This is a genomic window from Chryseobacterium sp., assembly GCF_008014695.1.
Lineage (GTDB): Bacteria > Bacteroidota > Bacteroidia > Flavobacteriales > Weeksellaceae > Kaistella.
In genome coordinates this window covers 399,439-423,432 of sequence record NZ_VOXE01000002.1, presented here as the reverse complement: position 1 = coordinate 423,432, position 23,994 = coordinate 399,439, and the positions used below count along the sequence as shown (strand labels likewise).

General features: G+C 43.5%; 22 protein-coding genes. 3 read left to right on the top strand and 19 right to left on the bottom strand.

All coding sequences use genetic code 11. The features are described 5' to 3' along the window. Positions 1-47: 47 nt before the first annotated feature. The 12 genes from FUA25_RS06420 to FUA25_RS06365 all read right to left on the bottom strand — a co-directional run bounded on the left by FUA25_RS06420 (position 48) and on the right by FUA25_RS06365 (position 13,461). Complete coding sequence (locus FUA25_RS06420; protein ID WP_147756074.1) at positions 48-1,133, bottom strand: EpsG family protein; 1,086 nt, start codon at positions 1,131-1,133, stop codon at positions 48-50. A gap of 70 nt (positions 1,134-1,203) precedes the next feature. Next, the gene (locus tag FUA25_RS06415; protein ID WP_147756073.1) at positions 1,204-2,322 is read right to left on the bottom strand and encodes a glycosyltransferase; all 1,119 of its coding nucleotides are present in this window, start codon (positions 2,320-2,322) and stop codon (positions 1,204-1,206) included. Between the two features lie 191 nt (positions 2,323-2,513). Beyond that, entirely contained in the window at positions 2,514-3,998 is a 1,485-nt protein-coding gene (locus FUA25_RS06410) for an O-antigen translocase (protein WP_147756072.1), read from the bottom strand. Then, on the bottom strand, positions 3,998-4,585 hold the full coding sequence (locus tag FUA25_RS06405; protein WP_147756071.1) for an acyltransferase: 588 nt from the start codon (positions 4,583-4,585) through the stop codon (positions 3,998-4,000). Before FUA25_RS06405 ends, FUA25_RS06410 begins: the two co-directional genes overlap by 1 nt. Further along, positions 4,578-5,681, bottom strand: a complete 1,104-nt coding sequence (locus FUA25_RS06400) for a DegT/DnrJ/EryC1/StrS family aminotransferase (protein ID WP_147756070.1) — start codon at positions 5,679-5,681, stop codon at positions 4,578-4,580. The genes FUA25_RS06405 and FUA25_RS06400 overlap by 8 nt, the downstream gene beginning before the upstream one ends. Positions 5,682-5,747: 66 nt before the next feature. Continuing rightward, positions 5,748-6,236 (bottom strand): acyltransferase, encoded by a 489-nt coding sequence (locus FUA25_RS06395; RefSeq protein WP_147756069.1) that lies wholly within the window; start codon positions 6,234-6,236, stop codon positions 5,748-5,750. Next, entirely contained in the window at positions 6,229-6,651 is a 423-nt protein-coding gene (locus FUA25_RS06390; protein WP_147756068.1) for a sugar 3,4-ketoisomerase, read from the bottom strand. Before FUA25_RS06390 ends, FUA25_RS06395 begins: the two co-directional genes overlap by 8 nt. Continuing rightward, positions 6,641-7,057 (bottom strand): FdtA/QdtA family cupin domain-containing protein, encoded by a 417-nt coding sequence (locus FUA25_RS06385; protein ID WP_317130269.1) that lies wholly within the window; start codon positions 7,055-7,057, stop codon positions 6,641-6,643. Before FUA25_RS06385 ends, FUA25_RS06390 begins: the two co-directional genes overlap by 11 nt. Before the next feature lie 27 nt (positions 7,058-7,084). Further along, positions 7,085-9,448 (bottom strand): GumC family protein, encoded by a 2,364-nt coding sequence (locus FUA25_RS06380; protein ID WP_147756067.1) that lies wholly within the window; start codon positions 9,446-9,448, stop codon positions 7,085-7,087. 18 nt (positions 9,449-9,466) lie between these two features. Further along, entirely contained in the window at positions 9,467-10,261 is a 795-nt protein-coding gene (locus FUA25_RS06375; RefSeq protein ID WP_228411662.1) for a polysaccharide biosynthesis/export family protein, read from the bottom strand. 43 nt (positions 10,262-10,304) lie between these two features. Continuing rightward, the gene (locus FUA25_RS06370) at positions 10,305-12,233 is read right to left on the bottom strand and encodes a polysaccharide biosynthesis protein (RefSeq protein WP_147756065.1); all 1,929 of its coding nucleotides are present in this window, start codon (positions 12,231-12,233) and stop codon (positions 10,305-10,307) included. Positions 12,234-12,321: 88 nt separating this feature from the next. Continuing rightward, positions 12,322-13,461 carry a DegT/DnrJ/EryC1/StrS family aminotransferase gene (locus tag FUA25_RS06365; protein ID WP_147756064.1) on the bottom strand — a complete coding sequence of 380 codons (1,140 nt, stop codon included), beginning with the start codon at positions 13,459-13,461 and terminating at the stop codon, positions 12,322-12,324. A gap of 477 nt (positions 13,462-13,938) precedes the next feature. Here FUA25_RS06365 and FUA25_RS13240 point away from each other — a divergent pair, with 477 nt between their 5' ends. Continuing rightward, a complete protein-coding gene (locus FUA25_RS13240; protein WP_185146668.1) occupies positions 13,939-14,109 on the top strand; it encodes a hypothetical protein in 171 nt (56 codons plus the stop codon). A gap of 197 nt (positions 14,110-14,306) precedes the next feature. Here the strand turns inward: FUA25_RS13240 and FUA25_RS06360 are convergent, their stop codons facing one another. Then, positions 14,307-15,782: a T9SS type A sorting domain-containing protein gene (locus FUA25_RS06360; RefSeq protein WP_228411661.1), complete on the bottom strand. Its 1,476-nt coding sequence runs from the start codon at positions 15,780-15,782 to the stop codon at positions 14,307-14,309. Between the two features lie 439 nt (positions 15,783-16,221). On the opposite strand from FUA25_RS06360, the gene FUA25_RS06355 reads away from it, so the two are divergent. Beyond that, complete coding sequence (locus FUA25_RS06355; RefSeq protein ID WP_147756062.1) at positions 16,222-17,565, top strand: cytochrome ubiquinol oxidase subunit I; 1,344 nt, start codon at positions 16,222-16,224, stop codon at positions 17,563-17,565. Next, positions 17,562-18,575 (top strand): cytochrome d ubiquinol oxidase subunit II, encoded by a 1,014-nt coding sequence (locus tag FUA25_RS06350; RefSeq protein WP_147756061.1) that lies wholly within the window; start codon positions 17,562-17,564, stop codon positions 18,573-18,575. Before FUA25_RS06355 ends, FUA25_RS06350 begins: the two co-directional genes overlap by 4 nt. Positions 18,576-18,651: 76 nt before the next feature. Here the strand turns inward: FUA25_RS06350 and FUA25_RS06345 are convergent, their stop codons facing one another. The 6 genes from FUA25_RS06345 to FUA25_RS06320 form a co-directional block, all read right to left on the bottom strand. Next, positions 18,652-19,356 (bottom strand): DUF421 domain-containing protein, encoded by a 705-nt coding sequence (locus FUA25_RS06345; RefSeq protein WP_147756060.1) that lies wholly within the window; start codon positions 19,354-19,356, stop codon positions 18,652-18,654. 108 nt (positions 19,357-19,464) lie between these two features. Next, the gene (locus FUA25_RS06340) at positions 19,465-20,535 is read right to left on the bottom strand and encodes a GNAT family N-acetyltransferase (protein ID WP_147756059.1); all 1,071 of its coding nucleotides are present in this window, start codon (positions 20,533-20,535) and stop codon (positions 19,465-19,467) included. Then, positions 20,528-21,439 (bottom strand): DegT/DnrJ/EryC1/StrS family aminotransferase, encoded by a 912-nt coding sequence (locus tag FUA25_RS06335; protein ID WP_147756058.1) that lies wholly within the window; start codon positions 21,437-21,439, stop codon positions 20,528-20,530. Before FUA25_RS06335 ends, FUA25_RS06340 begins: the two co-directional genes overlap by 8 nt. Continuing rightward, positions 21,402-22,190: a GNAT family N-acetyltransferase gene (locus FUA25_RS06330; protein WP_147756057.1), complete on the bottom strand. Its 789-nt coding sequence runs from the start codon at positions 22,188-22,190 to the stop codon at positions 21,402-21,404. The genes FUA25_RS06335 and FUA25_RS06330 overlap by 38 nt, the downstream gene beginning before the upstream one ends. Next, positions 22,168-22,785 (bottom strand): sugar transferase, encoded by a 618-nt coding sequence (locus tag FUA25_RS06325; RefSeq protein WP_147756056.1) that lies wholly within the window; start codon positions 22,783-22,785, stop codon positions 22,168-22,170. The genes FUA25_RS06330 and FUA25_RS06325 overlap by 23 nt, the downstream gene beginning before the upstream one ends. Next, entirely contained in the window at positions 22,778-23,986 is a 1,209-nt protein-coding gene (locus tag FUA25_RS06320; RefSeq protein ID WP_147756055.1) for a glycosyltransferase family 4 protein, read from the bottom strand. The genes FUA25_RS06325 and FUA25_RS06320 overlap by 8 nt, the downstream gene beginning before the upstream one ends. Positions 23,987-23,994 lie beyond the last annotated feature (8 nt).

The window sequence follows — 23,994 nt, the reverse complement described above, 5'->3', positions numbered from 1 at the left end:
TTAAAATTAATATAGGAAAAATAATATAAACGCATTGCGCCTGATTTTTATTTGCTCTGATAGCTTAGGAAAAACAGGAATATGGCAGTAAGGAGCAGGACGGTAGCCGTTGCAAGCCTTCTGCCCGTGCCCACCTTAAAAAGGGGTACCAGTAAAAAAGGAATTACTACCCAAGACATTACTCCCCACCGGTCTGAATACGGCAGCTGGAACACCATAAAAAACAGCGAACTGCTCAGTAGATAATACTTGAAAAGTTGGGTAGAGCCATCTGAAACATAGACAAACTTCCTGATGTAAACAAAAAATAGCAAAAACAGGGTATTAAAGGCGACAAACTGTGGCTTAAACCCTATGCTGTATAGTTTGGAAAACTTCGCAACCTCTAAGTAGCCGCTTCTTCTCTCATCAATCAATAAAAAACCTATATAATCTTTAAAAGTTAATATACTGACGCTGAAAACCGACAGCACAAGAGTGAAAAAATAAAGGAAATAATAATAGCCCAACCGTATTTTGCGAAGAGATATCACAAGAAGAAAGAGAATGACCGGGATTAATCCTGTAAGGTGGAAACCAACCGACAGCACCGCAAATATAATGACACTTTTTTTAAAAAAAGTCACCGGCTCCTTGTAATACTGAGACAGTGCCAGTGCGAAAAAACCCAGAGACACTCCCTGCCTGATGGTGTTAATTCCCATGGCCTCGAAAAAAAACAGACTGATAAAAGAAAACAACACGAGATAAACATTGCTTCCCAAGCTTCTGGCATAGTAAAAAAATGCGAATCCAAATGTAGCCAGATAAAGAAAGGCCATCACAAAAAAGTAAAGTGTCGGATCATTCGAGAACTGATTCAGTCCTGTAAATACAAAACCCATCAAAAAATCGGTGCCTTGCTCATAGTGCCGGTAATTTTTGTACTGCCAGTAATACATCAAGGTATCGGTACCAATTTCCTTGTCACGCAGGCCGAACAGTAAAAGCAGCGCTACCAGAGTCGCAAAGGCAAATACCAGTCCGGTTTTTGTGAAATTCCGCTTTTTAATGTCGATGGCTGCCGAAAAATACAGGGCAACAAAGGCAATAAAAATTATAACTGTGTTATAAAGGGTGTTAAAGTTCTCCATGATCAGTAGTCCGATTCTTTTTATACTCCATTTGTCAATACGGAATCACCCGTAGTTTTTGTCGCAATAATTAATTTTTATCCCGTTTATTCAATCCGGAGCTTTCGCTCCAGAAGTCCAGATATTGCTGGGCAACATTAATATAATGGTGTTCCTTTTCCACAAACTGCCGGGATTTGTAACCCAAGTCCCCCAGAGCAATTTTATCGTCAAGGAGCATCTCCACCTGAGCAACAATCTGTTGCGCATCAGGCGTAATATTAATGGCTGGATTTTCGGTGCTGTAGTGAAGCGCTGTTGCAGATTCCGGCTCATTGCCACCCAATACCACTTTTCCCTGCGCCATCGAAAACAGGGCGTTCATGGCGAGAGAATAGGATCGGGTCTGGTCCACAATCACGTTGGCCGCTCCGGTCACTTCCAAGTATTCTTTTAGCGGCAGCTGACCCGCAATGGTGAGTTCCAGATCATTGGGATATTTCCTTCTGAGGATCTCAAAAGCCTTTTCCACAAACTGGGTGCCCTTCATGCCATACCGGTTCAGGCCGTGAAAAATCTTGATTTTATTTCCCACCATATTATCACGGTATTTGATTTTATCAATGTTAACAGGAATTGGAATCGTGCGCTTGGGGATCGGATACCCAGAGTATGGAACGCTGTATTCAAACATAATGGGAATATAGCCGTCGATTTTCGCGAGTAGATCTTTATTCCACTGTAAAAAATCTGCGTTCTCCTGCGGAAGTTCAGCGCTTGATTTCCGGAGGTGGTCTTCCCGCGCCCCTTCGAGCCAGCTATATTTCAGATCCCCGCTATGTTTCATCCAGTAATCCCAGATTACAGGATCCTCACCGGCGCCCGACAAAAAGGTTTTTTGGTTGTTTTTAATCAGCTGCTCAAGAATAAAACGGTTAAACCGCAGACTTTCATAGGATACAATTCCTGCATTCATGATCTGCAAAACATCAAAGCCTTTCAGTTCACGCAGCGAGGCAACATATTTGGAAACCATATGGAGGTAATTCAGATACCGGTTCTTAAACCCGGAATCAAAACTGTAATCGGAAGGGAGGTTTTTAAATCCATCCTTTCTTGAGGCGATCACCACATCCTGGTCGAGCTTCATGAGCCCATCTTTCAGATGATTGTGAAAACCGCTGTATTCTCCAAATAATAAAATTCTCATGTTTCGGCTGCTGTTTATTTAAAGTTCACTTCCAGAAAAGCCTTCAGCAGGAGGCTGTTTGGTAATAATAAAGAGGTGTCTACTCACTTTCCGCAATGCACTGGGCTCCGCAAATATATCGCAATAAGGTCCGTGCGGCAATCTGTTCCCTGAAATATTCAGCATTTTCATTTAATTTGCAGCACCCATCCTTACCTTAGTTTATTTTTAATGGAAGCCAGTATAGCCTTCAAGTCCAGTCTTTTGTCCAGTTCCCGATAGGCATGCCATCCGGAAACAAGAACAATTGCAGATCCAAAAATATACGCCTCCTTTACTCCTGCCAACTTCACTACCAGCAGACAGACCAGTGCGAGCAGAAGCTGTAAAACAAATATCTTTATAAAATCTGAGGAAAATGAAAACCCATAACGTGTTTTGGCCACCAGAAACACCTGAATCAGATGAAGGAAATAAGAGGCCAGAAACGAAACTCCGAGTCCGGTTAAACCCCAGTAATGATAGCCGAGGATGTTGAGAGCCAAGGTATAGGTATTCGTCAATAACTCATTCCAAAAGAAAAGCCGGCTGTTCCCTTTCGCAAGAAAAAGAAATCCAATCGCCCAGCTAGCGGTTTTAAAAAACATGCCCAGTGCCGCATACAGTATCATATCATTAACCTCGATAAACTGTGTTGAATACAGCAGGATAATGACCCAGTTGATGAAGACCAGAAAAATCATAATAATGGGTGCAAGAATAAGCAGTGCTACTTCCGCCTGCTGATTGATTACCGTTCGGCTTTCTGCATTGCTGTGCGCAACCGCGGCAAGTCGGGGATAATAATCGGTGCTCATGGCGGTAAAAACAATGCCTACATAAGTGCCAATAATGGCAAATCCCGCATTGTAGAGCCCTACATCGGCCACGCCGCCTGTATTGGAAATAAAAATTCTGATGATATAGGAAGCAGCTACGGTGATGAGGCTGCTCAGCGAAAGCATAAAACCGAGTTTCAACATAGGCTTTCCCCGGTGCACCGCTTCTCTGAAGGTGAGTGCAACGGTTTTTATTTTCATTTTATTGGCAAACCGGTACTGTACAGCCAGCAGGGCAAGCGCAGTAAGAACCATGGCCGGAACGATCCCCGCATTACCGAAAAAATAATAGAGCGGCAGCGACGCTAGTAAACCCAGAACCGAAGCATAAACAATGGCTTTGGCAAGCCAGTTGATCTTCCTCAGTCCCTGAAGCAGTACTACCTGTCCGGCCGCAAGCTGATTGATTAGTAAAGTTACAGCAAGGGCAACAAATGCTAACGTATAGTCATAGGTACCAAAAGTCAGTTTGCTCAACAACGGCGAAAGGGCTACTGTTACAGCCATTCCCAGAAGTCCGGTGAGCCAAACCAGTTTCCGGAATACCGCAACGGTCTGCAGGATTTTATTTTCGTCGTCTTCACGGCTGGCTTCCGAAATATCCCTGACTGCACTGGTCCCTAAGCCAAAATTCGTTGCAGAGGCTACTAGCAGAACGGTCGTCTGCAGCAGACCCATAATCCCGATACCTGACGGCCCAAGCAGTACCGCCACTACCTTGGAACGGATGAGCTGTACCAGTATATTGAATACCTGAACCCCTCCAAATACGGATGTGGCTTTCATGATCTGGCGATATGACGACTGCTCTTCGGACATCAGAGGTTTTTAATGACTTTTGCGGGTATGCCCCCGATAATGACGTTCGGAGGAAATTTTCCCGACACCACTGCACCGGTGGCAACGATGCTGTTTTTTCCAATCTCTGAATTTTTCAGTATCGTGACATTATTCCCAATCCATACATTTTCATGGATGTTCACAGTGCCTATTTCACCCATTTCATTTCTTTTTTCAGGTTCAGTACCGTGAGCCTCAAAATCCATTAAGGTGACATTCTGCCCGATAAAAGTTCCGGCTCCGATCCTGATTCGGTTCGCTGAACAAATGAAGAGATTATTGTTGGTCGCCACATTCTCGGCGATGGAAATTTCTGCAGCGCCGAGCCGGGTCTGTAATTCGATGCTCCCGCCATAATGAAATCCGCCGCCTTTTGTGCCAAAAATACAGTTCTCACCAAAGCGGATAGTTCCGGGTCCGGTAACAAAAGTTTTTTGCTGAAATGCCGGCATCTTTTCGTAGACACAATGCGCTTTCGAAAACAGGTTAGGCAGCAGAAAATACCGAAACTGATTAAAACGTTTCAACATCAATGCATAGGACGGTTTCAGCGCTTCTTTAAGCATAGCTGTTTATTTTACGGATCACAAGTCCCACGTCTTCATCAGACATTACGGGAGAGATGGGTAAACTCAGGACTTCATCGTGAATGCGCTCAGTAATTGGGAATGAAAGTACGTTCCACTCCCGGTAGGCCTCCTGCCTGTGGGGTGGCACCGGATAATGAATAAGTGTCTGTACACCGGCTGTGGTCAGGTATTCCTGAAGTTTGGCCCGGTCAGCGCTTCTGATTACAAAAAGATGCCACACATGCTCTGCGGGATTCCCCGGCATTTGCGGCAGCTGGATATCCGGATGCCGGATTTCCTCGATGTAGCGCATGGCGATTTCTCTTCTCCTTGCATTTTCCCCATCAATATATTTCAGTTTCACATCAAGTACTGCCGCCTGCATCTCATCCAGACGCGAATTCAGTCCCTGGTAAATATTAATGTATTTCTGGTTCGATCCATAATTGGCCAGGATGCGTACTGTTTCCGCTAACTCAGCGTCATTAGTAGTGATGGCACCGGCGTCACCCAGAGCTCCGAGATTTTTCCCCGGGTAAAAACTGAATCCTGCAGCATCTCCCAGATTTCCGGTTTTCAGGGCCTGCCATTCGGCACCTATGGCTTGGGCATTGTCTTCAATGATTTTTAGCTGGTGCTTATTTGCCAGCGATTTCAGTTCTTCCGAAAACACCGTTCTTCCGTACAGATGCACAATCATGATCCCTTTTGTCTTCGCCGTGATTTTTTCTTCAATGCGGGTGAGGTCTAGATTGAAATTCGCAGGATCCGGTTCAACCAAAACGGGCACCAGTCGGTTATCTGATATGGCAAGTAGCGAAGCGATATAAGTATTGGCGGGCACAATAATCTCATCTCCTTGTTCCATGATCCCCATCTCGATATAGGCACGAAGGATCAGTCGGAGGGCATCAAGCCCGTTGGCAACGCCCACGGCATGCTGAGCTCCGATGTAGGTGGCAAGGTTTTTTTCAAACGTTGCTACTTCCCTGCCCAGCAGATACCAGCCGCTTCGGAATACATTGAGTATCCGTTCTTCGGTTTCCTGCTGATGGGCAAGATTGATTTTTTGCAGGTCTAAAAATTTTATCATGGTGTCCTGTTAAGAAAGTTATCTGAAAGTTGGTGGTACGGTGATTTCCGCCACTGCCATCGGGTTTCACCGGTGGTAGGTAATATTACCCTTTTCATCAATCGTGCCACGCTGCTTCGCAGGATTCCCAAACCATACGGTATAGTCCGGAATATCTTTTGTCACCACACTCCCGGCACCAATTAATGCATAGGCACCAATACAGTTTCCGGCAACTATGGTTGCATTGGCACCAACTGAGGCTCCCCTTTTTACAAGGGTTTTCGCAAAGGAATCGGGATACTGTTTCGACCGGGGTACCAAATCGTTTGTAAAGGTTACATTAGGCCCTATAAAAACGTGGTCTTCAAGAGTAACACCGTCCCAGATCTGTACGCCGGGTTTTACCGTCACAAAGTCCCCGATCACCACATCGTTTTCAATAAAGACCTGACAATTGATGTTGCAGTGGTTACCAATGGCGGCGCCTGCTAAAATCACACAGAACTGCCATACCGAGGTTTCTTCTCCAATACGTAAAGTCTGCACATCAGCCAGCGGATGTATTTTAGCCATTATTTCTCATATTTAAATATTCCTCATAATCCCGGAGGTAATCACTTTCCGAATACAGATGCGAAGCCAGGACCAGACAGATGGCACCGGAAGAAAAATTAACTTCCGAAGCCCAGATGCCAGGCGGAATGTGCAGACCCATATCGGGACGGTTCAGAAAAACCTGTCTCCTGAACCTGCCATCGTCAAGCGAAACTTCGAAACTGCCACCTGCAGCAATCAGGAACTGGTGGCACTCGCGGTGAGCATGTGCTCCCCTGCTCTCTCCACCGGCAATATCGTAAAGGTAAAAGACCCGTTTCACTGCAAAGGGGAAATCGGAATCATTTTCCACAACGGTCAGATTTCCTTCCCTGAAGTTTATTTTATCCAGGCCAATCACCGAGCAGTCGAAAACCGAAATATTACTGGACATGACGCTCCTTTTTAAATGCTTCAAAATCACGGATATAATCAGCGTCACTGTACGGCAGATCCGAAACAATGAGCGCAAGCGCATTTGTCGAGAAATTCTCCAGAGTCCTCCAGTACATCGCAGGAACATAAAGTCCGTAATAAGAGCGGTTCAGCGAAAACACCTCCTCATTTTCTCCGTCAGTAAGCACCACATCGAAGCTGCCGGAAAGTGCCGTGATAAATTCCTGCTGCCTGCGGAAGGCATGGCTGCCCCTTCTTTCTCCACCCGGCACATCATAGATCCAGTAGGTCCGTGCAATCCCGAAAGGGAGTTGGCGCGGATGTTCAAAAAAGGAAAGATTGCCGCGTGGATCTACGATCTTAGGAAGCTGAATGATCCGCGGCCTGTTCATTGGATTTTTCATAAATGTTTTTTATCCGGAATACGGGGTTCAGAACTTGTCTTTCAGTTTCTGTAAGAAACTTCTATCCTTAGCGGTGTATCCATATCCGTATTTATTACCGTATCCAAAATAATCTTTATCCACATCATTCAGTACAAAGGCTACATTTTTAATTTTTTTGGAATCAATCTGTTTATTCGCAAAATCGATGAGGCTATTTTCGGTATAGCCCGACCGTGTTACATAAATGGTGGCATCGGCCATTGCTGAAAACAGGAAGGTATCAGTCACCAGCATTAGCGGTGCAGTATCCAGAATAATATAGTCATACAGCGGCGCCAGCATTTCAATTAGCATTTCGTACCTGCCGTTCGAGAGCAGTTCGGTGGGATTCGGCGGTATGCTTCCCGAATATATCACATCGCAGTTCGGATTGAAACTGGAAACATGAATAATATCTTTAATACCTGTACTTTCGTCATACAGGTATTCTGTTAAACCGGCCAGACCTTTGCGTTCCGTGTTATAGCGCTGGAGCTGCGGATTCCGGATATCAGAACCGATGATCAGCACTTTATTTTTAACAGAAGCCAATGTCAGTGCCAGATTTACAGAGACAAATGTTTTTCCTTCCCCTTTTACCGTTGACGAGACAAAAATGATTTTCGCACCATCTTTCTTCGGCAGCATGAATTTCATATTTGTAATCATAATTCTGAAGGCTTCCGCCATTGGGGTCAGATCGTTCAGTTCCACCAGTTCGTTCTGTCCTTTCTCTACCCTTGGCAGCTCACCCAGAATAGGAGCATGCGACAGTCTTTCCAGATCATGTTTGGAGCGGATTTTATTATTGAACATTTCGCGCAGATAAATAAAGGTGAACGGCAGCAGCAGTCCCAGGAACAGCGCTCCTCCCAAAATCAGTATTTTTTTTGGGGCTACAGGTTGTTCCGACGGATAAGCGGCATCAATAACGCGCGCCTTTGGTGCTGTAATTGCCAGTGAAATGGCTGCTTCCTCCCTTTTTTCCAGTAGGAGTAAATAGAGGTTCTCTTTGATCTGTTGCTGTCTTTCGATGCTGCGGAACATTTTTTCCTGAGCAGGAATCTTTGTGATTTTGGAATTCAGCACATTCTGCTCCCCCGCAATCTGGTTTCTGGCCGCTTGTAAGGCCACCTGATTTTTAACAAGTCCGTCCATCACCGAAGAACGAAGGACCGAAATCTGTTTGTTCAGGTCCGATACTACGGGATTCTCCGGTGTGGCATTTTCCAAAAGCCTGTTTCTTTCCAGGATCAGCTGGTTATAGGCATTGATATTGGCCGAAGCTGTAGGATTGCTGAGTCCCACACTCGATGGCAGGGTTTGGTTGCTCCCGAGTTTCGACATATAGGTGATCAGGTCACTGGTGAGTTGCAGCTGGGTTTCTGTTTCCAGAATGCGCCCGCGTGCGGCGGCTGAACTTCCCAGTGCAAGCGATGCTTCTGCAGGAATATCGGTAATTTTGTTTGCGATTTTAAATTGTTCTTTCTTACTTTCAACTTCGCCCAGTTCATTGGCAATGATGCCGATACGTTCGTCAATAAAATCTTTTGTCTTCTTCGACTCTGCATTTTTATCGTTAATCGCATCACTGTTGTAAGCATCAATCAGTTTATTGATGATGCCTGAGGCTTTCGCAATATTGGGATAATTAATGGATAAATCCAGAACGGTGGCATCTTCATTCACCAGGTCCACCTTCATCATTTTCTGAAAGCTGTTTACTGCAGCCCTGGTAGGCATATAATTGATTTCCATAACCCCGATAGATTCCTTTTTGGAAGGGATATATCCAGGATTTTTCCGAATCATAATGTTGGCATACGGAAGGCTGATCGTTTTACCGTAGGTTGTGACAATTTTTTCATGCAGGTCTTCGGACGAAATCTCAAGCCGGTCTCCGGAAATGTTCAGGATAAGGGGATTTTCAATAGGTTCATCATATTCCTTTTCATTGATGAGCTGAATCAGGACAGGTGATGATTTTCCGTAGAGCTCATGATCTCTTAATCCCTCTTTGTTGATGAGTGAGGTCTGCAGACCCAATTCAGTTACCACGCCGTACATGAGTTTTTTGGACTTCAGCACTTCTATCTCATTTTCGATACTGTTCGTCCCCATGGAGCCGAATCCTCCCAGTTCCGAAAGCATTCCCATATCCGCTGAAGGCGTTTTTTTGGTGTCTTTAATCAGGGCCGTAGCCTTGACAGTGTACACCGGCGTCGTGATTTTAATATAGAAAACGGCAAGTGCGAGCAAAGCAATTACAGAGAGTATGAACCACCACCATTTTCGGATATACGGTTTAATCAGTTCATTGATGTTGAACTCCTCTGAAGCTTCCACTCCTGCATTTAATTGTTGACTCATGGATATAGGGTATGGAAGTTAGTTTTTGAAAATCGTGATGAAAATACCGGCCAAACCAATGACTGTACCGGCTATCGCAATATAGGTTCCGGTATTTGGATCCAGACGCGATACCTTATCCTTGGTCTGGTTGGCGGATACATAAATCACATCGCCCTGCTTCAGCTGAAAAAAGGGAGAATTGATGAAATCGGCGTCCATCAGATTGATCCGCTCTTTGGTAATGCTTCCGTTTTCGCTTCTTACCATCAGAATGTCATCTCTTTTACCGTAAATGGTCAGGTCGCCGGCCAGACCAATAGCGTTCAGCAAAGTAGACTGTCCCTCAGGAATCGTGTACTGACCTGGTCTTGCGACCTCTCCGAGGACAGTTACTTTAAAATTAACGAGTTTGAGGGAAACGTTTGGTGATTTCACGTAGGCGGAAATGCGTTGGGTAAGTTCGGCCTTGAAGGCTTCTACAGTCTTTCCTTCCGTTTGAAGAACTCCCAAAACAGGAAAGTCGATGGTGCCTTCTGAACTCACCAGATACTGTCTTTCAACCGCTGCAGATGAACTTCCTGTGGGGCTTGCCGCAGACTGCGAATAGTAACTTTGGTTAAATGGGCGTACCACCTCCATATCCTTGGCTGAAACAAAGGCCTGCAGAATATCGCCTTTCTGTATCGTAGAGGCCGCAGTCTTCATGGCGGCTTCGGCAGCCAGTGCTTCCACATTCTGCATGTAGTTGATTTCACTGGTTTTATGCCGGGTTTTGCACGAGGTAACCAATAGAAAGCAAAAGGCAGAAAAGAGTAATATTGTTCTGTTCATTCGGGACATTAAAATAGAATTTTTACAAATATACAATTCTAAATTACTTGTCCAATACTTCATAAATCGAATTGTTGCTTTTGTACTCGGGAACAATTTTTTTAAGCAGCTGCACCACTTCCACTTTCTCCCTTCTCAGGGCACATTTAATAATCAGGCTCGTGTACCTTTCAATATCGGGATATTCCATATTGGTATCCTTCGAGACCATAATTTTTTCGTGATGGGTGGGCATAGTGGTGGCGTCGTCGCTCAGGAGTTCTTCATAGAGCTTTTCGCCTGGCCTAAGTCCGGTATAGATGATTTTGATATCAGTATCGGGTTCAAATCCCGAAAGTTTAATCATGCGCCGGGCAAGATCCAGGATTTTCACCGGTTCTCCCATATCAAACACGAAGATCTCTCCCCCTTTCCCCATGGTTCCGGCCTGCAGTACAAGTTCACAGGCTTCGGGGATCGTCATGAAATAACGTACGATGTCGGGATGCGTAATGGTCAGGGGACCGCCGCTTTCAATCTGTCTTTTGAAGTGGGGAATCACCGATCCGTTTGAGCCGAGCACATTGCCGAAACGGGTCGTAATAAATTTCGTCCGGTTACCTTCCACATTCTGCAGGGCCTGAACATAGAGTTCGGCGGCTCTTTTCGATGCGCCCATTACATTTGTAGGCTTTACCGCTTTATCCGTTGATACCATGACAAACCGGTTCACGTCGTATTTGCTCGAAAGGGAAGCCACAATTTTCGTACCGAGTACATTCACCAGTATTGCCTCATGTGGGTTGGCCTCAATCAGCGGCACATGTTTGTAAGCGGCGGCGTGGTACACAAACGAAAAGCGGTAACGTTCGAAAAGCGGCTCAACACGATGGCGGTTTGATATATCGGCCAGTACGAATTTAAAATGGATCTGCGGAAATTTCTCGCGCATCTCCAATTCCATATCATGCAGCGGCGTTTCAGCCTGGTCCAGAATTACGATAAGCTCAGGCTCAAAAAGAGCAACCTGGCGTACAATCTCACTACCGATGGAACCTGCCCCGCCGGTGATCAGGATGTTCTTGCCGGCATGACGGATAATCACTTCCTCGTTTTCAATTTTAATCGGTTTCCGGTTCAGCAGGTCCTCAATCTGCAGCGTGCGGATGCTTGACCCGAGGTCGCTGTCACGGAGTTTCTGTACCGATGGGGCCTTAAATATCTGAAGATCTTTTTCAAGAAAGAGGTTCACCCAAGCATTCATCTCTTCCTTTGTCATCATTTCCTTGATGATGAGGACGCCGTCCAGCGCAAGATCTATTTTATTCGAAAGCTCGATCTTGTCTTTGGAAAAAATAGGTTTACCGAGGAGTTTGGCACTTCGTGAGTCATTTCTTTGGGTGAGGAAGCCCACAATTTGGTAGGGCAGGTTGGGCGTGTCCAGAATGGCCCGGGCGATCGCAATAGCCTGCTCATCAATTCCCAGAACCAGAATCCTTTTCTTCAGGCCGCTTTTTCTGAATTCCCTCAGCAGATAAAAAAATTCCTTTACTGAAAACCTAAACAGGAAAAGTATCATGAAGGATACCGTGAAATAAATAACCAGGATAGGAATGCGGAAAACATTGTAGCCCGTGATGCTGGAGACTGTTATATTTACAACGCCCAATGTAATCAGGGTACAGAAACTTGCGAGCAGGAGTTTGGCGAGATCAATGAAGGAAGAATGCCGGATAATTCCTGCATAGGTCTTAAACAGAAACATAAACACCATGTTCACCGAAATAATAATGGCATATTTCTGAGACTGAGGAAGAATGTTATATGGTTTTACATTCAGTTTGGCCAGAATCATATAGGCGAGATGTACCGCAGCGAGCAGCAGCAGCATATCAATGAGTAAAATAATCCACCGGGGGAGATATCTTACATCCGACAGATTCACGATATTATCACCTCCGTAAATCCTGTTCTGTAGACTTTTAAGATTCATAGATTCTGATCGGTGATGTTAGGGCAATATAGCTGTTGTTCATGTATCTCAAAAAGGTTTAACGTTTAAAAAGTTCAGAGCAGACATTTCAACTTATGCTCATGAGCTGATTCACGACACTGCCGATTCGGTCAAAATGCAACGGTTCGAGGTTCGATCCGGATGGAAGGCAAAGGCCGTTTTCAAAGAGATTTTCCGAGACCGAACCGCCGATGTATCCGGCTTCTTTAAATACCGGCTGCAAGTGCATTGGCTTCCAAAGAGGTCTGGATTCAATATTATCTCCGAGCAGTTTCATCCTCAGATCTTCCCGTGTAAAACCAGCTTTTCCCGGATCAACCATAATTGCTGACAACCAGTGATTGGAGAAATAATTACCGTCGGGCTCAGTAAAAACTTCCACCCCATCCAGGTCTTTAAATAAATCCACATAAAAATCATGGTTCTTCCTTCTTGCCGCGACGCGGTCTTTCAACACTTCCATTTGGCCACGGCCTATGCCGGCACATATATTACTGAGGCGGTAATTGTATCCGATTTCAGAATGCTGGTAATGAGGGGCTTCATCCCGCGCCTGTGTCGAAAGGAAGAGCGCTTTTTCTTTATATTTTTTATTTTTTGAGACAAGGGCACCTCCACCTGAAGTGGTAATGATCTTATTGCCGTTAAAACTGAGGATAGACATTTCGCCGAAGGTTCCACACGCTCTGCCTTTGTAGTTACTGCCGAGGGCCTCAGCCGCATCTTCAATAAGTGGCACCTCAAATTCATTACAAAGTGCGGTGATCTCATCCATCTTGGCGGGCATGCCGTAGAGATGCACAACAATCACCGCTTTCGGCAGCTTTCCGGCTGCTGCACTGGCAACCAGGCCTTCGCGCAACGCCTCCGGACACATATTCCATGTATCGGGTTCACTGTCGATAAAAACCGGTCGGGCGCAGACATAAGCAATGGGGTTCGCGGAAGCCGAAAAAGTCATGCTCTGGCAGAATACTTCGTCATCCGATTTGACGCCGAGGCTAATAAGCGCAAGATGCAGTGCTGCCGTACCCGAACTCAGGGCTGTAACATGGCAGTCATTCCCAAGGAAACTTTCAAGATCCGCTTCAAAGGCGTTCACATTCGGTCCTAAAGGGGCCACCCAGTTTTCTGCAAAAGCTTCATGGATATACTTGAGTTCGTTCCCTCCCATATGCGGGGTTGAGAGCCATATTTTAGAATTCATTGTCTTGTATATTTATACCTGTTTAATTATTTCAGGCTATCTGCATTTTCGATCTGCCTAAACCCAAGATGAGATTAATCTGCTATCGGGTTGAACCTTCGAAATACGTGTTATTCTCCTATCAAAACAGGCGGCAAAGCCTGCTGTATTACATATCGTTACCGCTATTTTTTTTAAAGTTAAAAAAATAATGTGGATATCGCATTGCAAACTCGTATGGTATGCATACCAAACACCTTATTCAAACTACGCTTCCAAGCCCGTGCCAAAGGCTATTTCCGGACCTGTCGCATGTTTCAATTCCAATATCTGACAAAAATAAGAAAATCCCCTGTTTTTTTTGTATTTTTTTTAACAAATGGTAAATTTTAACATGTACGCTTCGACTTCTCTCAACCACCGGGCTGGTGCATGATGTGGGATGTGAATATTGAATGTGGGTGCGGAAACAAAAAATAGAGCGTATACTTCGGTTTGATGAATAGGGGGAGTGGCGTGAGGCTGCTTCAACGGCATTCCCCCCTGACCGCAATTACCCTTGCCTACGCTGAGCAGGCAGAGCGCAGATTTGATCATGGGGTTGTTTCGGCGTTCCGCCTCTTCGCAATGACCGCTTCGGTTTCCGCTATTCCATCTGCAAAGAAATAGCAACTATTAACCAGATACTGAGTGCTACGGTGAGGTTTTCGGCTCTAAGAAAAAAATTTCCTATTCGTTAGACCATCGCTCTGGTTACCTTTAAAAAGCTCGCAAAAAATATGGTATAGGAGCAACCTCATACAGCACCAAATATTAAATTATTGCCGCTGGTGGTTAAAAAAACTTTTTTGCTCTACCTCAGCTACTCACTTTTTTATAAACTGTACCGCTTTTGAGTTTTCCAGTTTCAGCCAATAGCTTCCATTACTGATATCCTGAACCTGGATGCCTTTTCCATTATAGAATCCCGTTTTAATTTTTTGACCAATCGCATTATACATAAAAAACTTCTGATTTTTCACACCTACAATATAAAGAACATCAGCCACAGGATTTGGATATACTTTTATTTGAGGAGCCAAGATTGCAGAAGCAGTATGTAAAAAATTCATTTCGTAGTTCACCTTTATATTATAGAGTTGACTAGAAGCATTGTACTGAGCAGAAATTATAAAACCATCGTCCCCATTTACAGCTACATCTGTAACAGAACTGATAGCACCAGGAATTTTAAATAAGCCATTCGTTCCGAACGTGGGATCAGGTGTACCATTTGTGTTATATTTCAGAATATTTGCAGCATATTCATAGGGTAAACTGCTTTTATAATAGGAGGAAAAAACATAAATATTATGATCTAATTCCATTATTTTATGCGAAACGTGCATGGTCCATTGCCCAAATGAAGAATCAACGTTCCCACCATTTCCAAATGACGTATCTATTGCTCCTGAACGTAGGAATCTGGAAGCTCTTACATAGCAAAATGCAGGACTAATATCCACGTATTTTGCAATCAGAATTTTGCCGTCTTCCTGTATATTGTAATCGTAAATAGTAATATCTTTTGGTATATAGAAGTAGCCATTGTCTCCGAAACCTGCATCGGGAGTTCCATCTAAAAAATGACAGGTCCAGACATCTGTTTGGGTGTAGTTACTGTTATTATCATAATAGAACAAAGTTCCGAAGTTGTATATTTTACCATTCTTAATTCTGGTTTTCTTTAATGACAGAAACCTATAATCCCGGTTTATCAACATTGAACTGAATCCATTATTTCCAAAACCTGTATCAATGGTACCGTCAGGAAAAATTTTACAAAGGTTTGTGTACGTTTTTGCCGGAGTACTTGCATAGCTTGTTGAATTATAGACCAGAAAAATGTTATTGTTCTGATCCTTCATCAGATCTCCATAGGAAACTGTATTCGGTGTAAAAAGAAAATCTGCAAGCCTAAATCCATTCACTCCAAATGAAGTATCAACGGTTCCATTGGCTGTAATCTTAACAAGGTAAGCCTTCATATTTGCAGAACAGGAAAGGATGATCGCGTTATCAGCCAACATCACTGATCCATTTACAGTAATTGCACCGGTATTGTTTGGATAACCTGGAATATCTAAAAGTCCATTTGATCCAAAATTTCCGTCCGGTGTACCATTGGAATTGTATTTTGTAATAAAATAAGTTTTTGTAGTGTAGGAGCCAGTATCATAGTAGCCAATGTTTACTGTTTTTTGATCAGAAGTAAAGAAGGTTTTATTGTTATATTCTCTGTTTTCAATTGGCGGAATATTTACAAATATCTTTCCATTTGTTCCGTAATTGGTATCAACCACTTGAGCATGGAAAGAAACAAAACTTAAAAAGAAAAAGAATAGAAGTTTTTTCATAATCAGACTGTTATTTATTATGTTACAAAAATAGTTTTTCTTAATTAAAGTTTGTGTCCACTTAAACGGGCCTCTCTAAATGTTTAAAAATGTTTGGTTTTATGCCTTATTCAGCATCTATTGGAAGACCTAGACTTTTCTTAGCAACATTAGTTTTCGTTGAGAGCGAGGTGCCTTATTTTTCATTAAAGCTTATTAATTCATTAATACCACAAAATATATCTTTTTATCAGGTACATAACTGCTACACTTAAGTGTAGTTTTTAAACAGACAATAATGTTGTTACCTGTGAAATCAGATATCAAAAACTGCTGAAAGTCATCTAAAAATAAGGATAATGGCGCAGGAATTATGTGTAATTTTATACGATAAAAACCGCATCAAATGGATGACTTTATTGCAGCACGCTCGCAGATGGCCCTCTCGATGGCCTTCCATATTGTCTTTGCGTGCGTCGGAATGGTGATGCCTTTCCTTATGGCGTTCGCCCACTGGAAATACCTGCGCACCGGGAACGAACTCTACAAGGGCCTGACGAAAGCCTGGAGCAAAGGCGTGGCCATCCTCTTTGCAACGGGTGCTGTGTCGGGAACGATGCTCTCCTTCGAACTGGGCCTGCTGTGGCCGGAATTCATGAAGCACGCCGGCGCCATCTTCGGGATGCCCTTTTCCCTGGAAGGGACCGCTTTTTTCGTTGAAGCCATTGCGCTTGGGTTCTTCCTCTACGGATGGGAAAAATTCAACAGATGGTTCCACTGGTTCTGCGGGCTGCTCGTCGGCATCAGCGGACTGTCCTCAGGAATCCTCGTGGTTGCTGCGAACGGTTGGATGAACTCTCCCACCGGGTTCGATTATATCAACGGACAGTACCTCAACATCGATCCGGTAAAAGCCATGTTTAACGAGGCCTGGTTCCCGCAGGCTTTCCACATGACCGTTGCGGCGTTCTGTGCCACCGGATTTGCCGTGGCCGGCGTGCATGCCTACCTCATCATGAAAAAGAAGAATGTGGAATTTCACACGAAAGCGTTCCGAATCGCGGCCGTATTTGCCGTTGTGGGTGCTTTCGGGGCGCCGCTGAGCGGAGATATTGCGGCGAAATCGGTCGCCAAAAGACAGCCCATCAAACTGGCTGCCATGGAGGCCCATTTCGAAACGGAGAAAGGCGCGCCTTTTGTCATTGGCGGCATTCCGAATGAGGAAAAAGGAGAACTGAAATATGCGCTAAAGATCCCGAAGGTGCTGAGTTTTCTCGTGAGCAATGATTTCAACGCGGAAGTTAAAGGTCTGAATGATTTTCCGAGGGATGAATGGCCGCCGGTCGCAGTCGTGCATTACGCTTTTCAGATCATGATCTTCTTTGGGGTCATTATGGTACTGATTGGACTTATGTATGTTGGTTCCGTGTTTTTTAAGAAAGATTGGATGGCTAAAAAGTGGTTTCTCAAGCTGTTTGTGTGTGCGATTCCGTTCGGGTATATCGCCCTTGAAGCCGGGTGGACGGTCACCGAAGTGGGAAGGCAGCCGTGGATTATCTACGGGATTATGCGGACGAAAGATGCTGTAACTCCAATGCCGGGAATCCAGTATTCGTTCTATTTTTTCACCGCGGTATTCGTGTCGCTGTCGCTCATTATCCTCTTCCTGTTAAAAAGGCAGATCATGATGGTGCCGAAATTATATGATCCCACCGACCTCAATTTTCAAACCCAAAAATTAAAGAAATGATCTACGTCGTTATAGGATTTCTGTGGGTGTCCATTGTGCTGTACTTTATTCTGGGCGGTGCCGATTTCGGTGCCGGAATCGTGGAGCTCTTTACGCTGCGCAGAAAAGACAAGCGCATCACGAAGAAACTCATGTATGAATCCATCGCGCCCATCTGGGAAGCCAACCACATGTGGCTCATCATTGCAATCGTGATCCTGTTCGTCGGTTTCCCGGAGATCTACAGTTTTGCGTCGGTCTATCTCCATATTCCGCTGGCGCTGATGCTCGTGGGCATTATCGCGAGAGGGACGGCCTTTACATTCCGCCATTACGATGCAGTGCAGGACCGGTGGCAGACCGTTTACACCCAGATCTTCTATTACTCCAGTTTGCTGACGCCCTTTTTCTTCGGGATGATCGCGGCCTCCTCCATTTCCGGGACCCTGAATCCGGACGCCATCACCTTCCCCGACCGGTACATTTTCAACTGGTTCAACGCCTTCGGGATTTCGGTGGGACTCTTTACGGTTTCGATCTGCGCCTATCTGGCTTCTATTTACACTTTGCGGGAAACCTCGGAATATTTCGATCTGCATCTCATGATCCGCAAGGCCAAACAGTCGATGCTTTATGTCGTGATCTTCGGGCTTTTGGTTTTTGCAGCCGCTTATTTTTCCAATATTCCCCTGGCAGAACGGATATTCGGTCACTGGGTGGGGATCACCGCCATCAGTGTGGCTACTGTACTCCTCGTTTTTATCTTCTACTTTATCAGGACCGAAAAACTGGCCCTTGTACGGGTCTTTGCGGCTGCGCAGGTGGTGCTGATCCTGGTTGCGGCTACCTATCAGCTCTATCCCAACATCATTCTGCTCGAAAACGGCGATCATTTGTCGTTGCTGCAGAATAAAGCGCCGGAGAAAACCATTGCGTTTCTGGGCTGGGCACTGCTCACGGGAAGCGTGTTTATCCTGCCTTTCCTTTTTTACCTGATGTTCTCGTTCAGCAGGAGGAATGTGAGGGAGTGAGGGGTGTTGGATTTGTTTAAATTTAGGATTTTGGATCGAATTCGGCGTTGTGTCTCCGTCAGCAACCGGGTGCATTTTACGTGATTCTCACCTTATTACTGGCTTTTACCCAGTGTTTCCTGCCGCAATTCTTGCAGGTTCCGGCAGGGCCGTTTGTTTTCTCTTCGGTAAACCCACAGAACACACAGGAGTAATAATCCCGCTCATCAACATGCTTCAGCGGATGGTCCAAAGTATGGGGCATGACCGGCAGTCCGTATCTAACTTCCTCATCTTTAAAGAAAAACACAGAAATGTCTCCTGAGGTTTCTTCAATAGCCGTTTCAATCTGCCCGAGGTGAGAAACGCCTTTCAGTCTCAGTTCAGAGAAAAACTCATCACTCCCCAAATTTTCTTTCCTGAAATTGTCAACTGCGAAAATGCCGTCCTGGATCAGGCACACCGGTTTTCCTTCCAGATAATTTTCAAACTTCTTGGATTTCCCGAGTATATAGGTGAGAACCGCATACAGGGCGATAATGATGATAAATACGAGCAGGGAAGAAAGAATGCCCACGTCCTTATAGAACATCGGGTCGCCAGCGGCGGAACCAAGACCGATGATGACGACCAATTCAAATACTGAAAGCTGTTTCACACCGCGTTTGCCGAGAAATCTCAGCCCGACGATAATGATGAGGAACATGATGACGGTCCGTACCAAAACTTCGGCAAGAAAGGTGGCGTCTTCGGCACCCATGAACACATTGGTCCAGAAACTGACTAAAAATATATCGTTCATTATGGAATTTTAAGGAAAAAATTTTTACTTCATTTCACATGCAAAAAAATCTTTGCTTTGCTATATAGTGCCCAGGATCGGACTAACCAATTGTCCGCACGAAGACTCTTATTCTTTATAATATAATGGGAAAAATGAAGTATCATCTAGATGCAGCGGTTCAAAACCGCGCTTTTCCTTCAAAGCTGAAACTTTTTCGACCAATTCTGCATATACCTCTTCATTTAAGATCTTCCTGCCGGTATAGTAGGACACAACATCGTTAGGGAAAAAAGATTTTTTATATTTAAATATACCGTCTTCATAACCGTAACCGCCTCCAAGCACATAATATTTTTTACCTTGGAGCCTTGCCCAGTTCAGCGCCTCCACTTTCAGAAAATCATTAGGCCGTTTATCAAAATAAGTATCCACTGTACCGCCCAAAAATGAATAAATAGCATCTACTGAAACCAAAAGCAGCTCGGAAGATACTGGAATGTCATCAAAATAAACCGTACATAAGGCTGCAAAATCAGTATTGTCTTTTATAAACAGTTTGAACTGATCTAGTGTATAGAAAAAGTGCTTTGCGGCATTAGTTCTCTGCATTGTATCAATATAGATCTTGTAAAATTCAGATATCCTTTCCTCTGAGATATCGTGATAAAAGACCTGGCTTGTAAGTCCCTCACGAATTGCTTTTTTAACATTCTTCCTTACTTTATGATCAAAAGCTGTCCACTGAAGGTTCTCATCTACGATTTTACCTTTAATATTAAGCATGGTAGGAAAAACGGTACCTGAGTATGATTTTTCATTTCCGGAAAGATTGAATCTTATGAATTCTGTAATGACCTTATTACTTTTGTACCAGCTATCAACTGCCGTCCAAAATTCTGTAAGGTCTGAATCAGATATCTGCTCTGAAATAAAAGGGCCTGTATAACCATAAGGCGTAGAAAAATCAAAATACTCTGTTGTCTCATCATCAATAACCACAGGTTTCAAATATCCGGGCATTATCATTTTATTCCCCGCCTTTGTTGTAAAGCTAAAGCAAATCAAATCCTGTAAACCATTGGAAAAGGTATTTATATAATCCATTAAAAAATAAGGCTCAGCACAGCGGAATTCAGTTAAAATCTCACGATATAACTGTGTTCTCTCCGAGGTGTTGAGCTGATGAATTTTAAGCATTTAATATTTTATTTAGTTCCTGAGCCATATTAATCAATTGTCCTTCAGAGACATCCTGATGTATCGGAAAATTAATAATTCGTTTAGACAAGTCAGCTGCTGCGCCGAATGGCGAATCGGTTAGCTGCGTAATCATTGTGTGATACAAACTTACCATCCCGTAACCTTTTTCGTTCATCTCATGGTAGAGTTTTGATCTGTCATAATTTTCAACAATTACAGGCAATGTCTGAGGGCATATTCCATCCTGCAATTCCTTATAAACCACATCAATTCCCTTAATATTCTTCAATAGATTGCATAGGATAATATAGTTTGATCGTCTTATTGAGTAGATTTTGTACAAATCATAACCCAAATCAAAAAAAGGATTGACAGAACGGTCAACATCTGAATCTGGAAAATTATTTACCATAACACCCCCGCTCTCAACAGGAAGCAACTTATGCAAAGAATAAAATGCGTATGAGCCCCTTCGGCCGCAGGATCCGCCTACTAAATCTGTTAACCACGCATGTGCGCAATCTTCCACAAACGCTATATTGTTTTCAGCCAGCCATTCGCAGATTTCATTATATTTTGAATCTGTAAAGCCAAAGTAGTGAACCAATAAAACGAGTTGATTTGTATCTTTGGAAACCTGTTCCTTCAAATGACTGAAATTGATCTCAAGACGCGCATCTAGCTCATAAAACGCGAACTCAAGACCGGATTCCTTTACAGAATCGAAAATACCACTGCCTTCGTTTGCCGACCACCCAATGTAGGAGGGCAATAAGATCTTACCGGCAGGATGGTTAACCTTGTACTGTGCAATGATTTTACTCCAGGCTGCGCGTGCCGAATCAGTATATTGCCATGCCCTTCTATATAATCCCCTGTTCTCCGCTTTTTTTGTTATCATAATTTATTTTTAATTCCATTCTGTTTATTCTGTCAATAAATACAAAATCAGGGTGAATTTCCTTCCCTATAAAATATACTTTATCCAGCTGCAGACTGATTCTGATATGGGGCAAACCTCTACTCAAACGGTCTGAATACGACCCCCTAACTATTGCATCATTTCCAATTGTTCCTATCCGAAAAGATTCACCACCAACATTCATATCTAAAAAATAAAAACCATACTGTTCCTGCACAACACGATATTGAGGATAATTTTGAAGGCATATAGAACCATCTGGGTCTGCTATCTTTTCAGGGTTTACCTCGTAAAAGGGGGTGGTATCCGTTTTAATAAAACCAAAACCGTAATACCAGTTCAGGGCTATTGTATTGCTTTCATAGACGTCCAATGCAATCGCTCCGAAACCTTGCTTTTCAAAAAGGTTTTTGGTGTATAGGAATAGTTTTTTACCGATGCCCTGGTTTTTATACTGAGTGTTGACCGCTATAATATTCAAAAAAGCGGTAGATGTGTTCTCAAAAATCTTATATTCTGCATATCCCGCCAATACATCACCTTCATACAGCACAAAATACCGATACATCGAATACGGGTTTTGTAATTCTGCAGCTATAAAATGCGCGATACCATCGCCTCTGTAAATAGAGGGAATTAAATAAAGCGGCTCAAAGGAATTTTTTACAATCGAAACCACCGTGCCGACCTCATCGGGCTTAAGGGTTTCAATCCTGCAACTTTCTTTCATCGTCTAAATTTTTCATGATGGATTCAGGATCTACCACAATATTTTTTGCTCCAACAACCTTTAATATTGTTTCGTACAATATGAGAAGATCCTGTTTAAAACTTAAATGCTCTACATACGAAACATCCAGTGCCAGCCGCGCATCCCATCGGACGGTGTTTCGTCCATTCACCTGAGCTAGTCCTGTAATTCCCGGTCTTACCGTATGACGAAGTCTCTCTCTTTCAGTATAGTACGGCAAATACCTCAACAGTAAAGGCCGGGGACCAATAATACTCATATCTCCTATTAATACATTAATCAGCTGAGGGATTTCATCCATAGAGGTCTTTCTCACAAATGTTCCAACTGTTGTCAGCCGTTTCGCATCAGGGAGAAGTTTACCGTATTCATCAGTCTTCTCGTTCATTGTCCTGAACTTAATGATTTTAAATAGTTTTTCTCCTTTACCCGGGCGTAACTGAAAAAAGAACGGTTTGCCGCTGTTGGCAAAAAACAAACCTATCATAATTGCAATAAATAACGGACTTAGAATTAACAGTGCCATAAAAGCCATTAAAAAATCGATGAAACGCTTTCCGAAATTTTTATACATTCTGAATTTTTTCTTTTATAAGCCCATAGGACCGGTCCACATGAAATTCTGTAACCAGCAAATTCCACGCATTATCCTTCATCTCCTTATATACCGTGTCATCTGCACAGAATTTTGGTATTGCGTTCTGCATTGCGGTCTGGTCCCCCCATAAGATGCCATATCCGCACCTGGCTTTTTCTATAATAGTTCCGACATCTGTGCTGGTATCTGTTGCGGCAAGAACCGGCAGTTTTAAATCAAGATATGACAGCAGCCGCGACGGGAAGTTTGGTATTGTGAAGTCTTTATGGAGAAATATCATCCCAACATCACAAGCCCTCAGCAGGAATTCATAGTCATCTTTTGGAAGGCCTTTCATCAAAACTGCATTCTGAGGTTTCCGTTCCTCAAACCATTTTTTAATTCTGCTGTACTCGGTACCTGAACCAATGACGAGAAAAAAAACATCTTCCCTGGTTGTCGCTTCAATGGTTTCTAAAAGAAACTCTACGCCCTGTGGCTTTCCAAGGTTGCCACCATAAACAAAAATCTTTTTATCCTGCGGAAGTGCATATTTTCTTTTTATAGCATCCCTCTCTTCGACGGTCTGATGCAGCTCCAGTGGTTCAATGGTGTTAGGATTAACCTCCACCTTCTCCTTACTGATCTGTGGGTTATGGTTTAAAAGAAATGATTCGTTAGCAGCAGACATACAGCCGATAAAATCAGATATCTCATATAGTTTTCTCTCTTTTTTCTGAAAAAACCGGTGCAGAACACTTCCTTTTTTCAGCATTTTCATATCAACGGCATTCTGTGGGAAGATATCCTTAAGCATCAGGTATGCATAGGCATTGTCCCTCTTTTTTATGTAACTGATGACTTTTACGAAAGTTATAGGTGGTGTAGAATACAGGATCAGATCAAATTTTATACGGGGTAAATTCTTCTTTATGGCATTTAGAAACTGGGACTCAATCGCAAGGGTACCCAACCCCTTTTCAATGATATTGGTTTTTTGAATATTCAGTGTTCTGACGTTCAAGATTGTTCCGCTGGTTTCTTCAGTGATACCGGTTTTTTTATTTTCGCGCCTTTCTACGGGTGTTACTACATATACCTTATGTCCGTCATCAGAAAATTTCCGCATAAGATCAGTATACACTCCGCGGTCACTTAGTGATCCAATTCTGGCCATTGTTAAAAAAAGAACATTCATTATTTAAT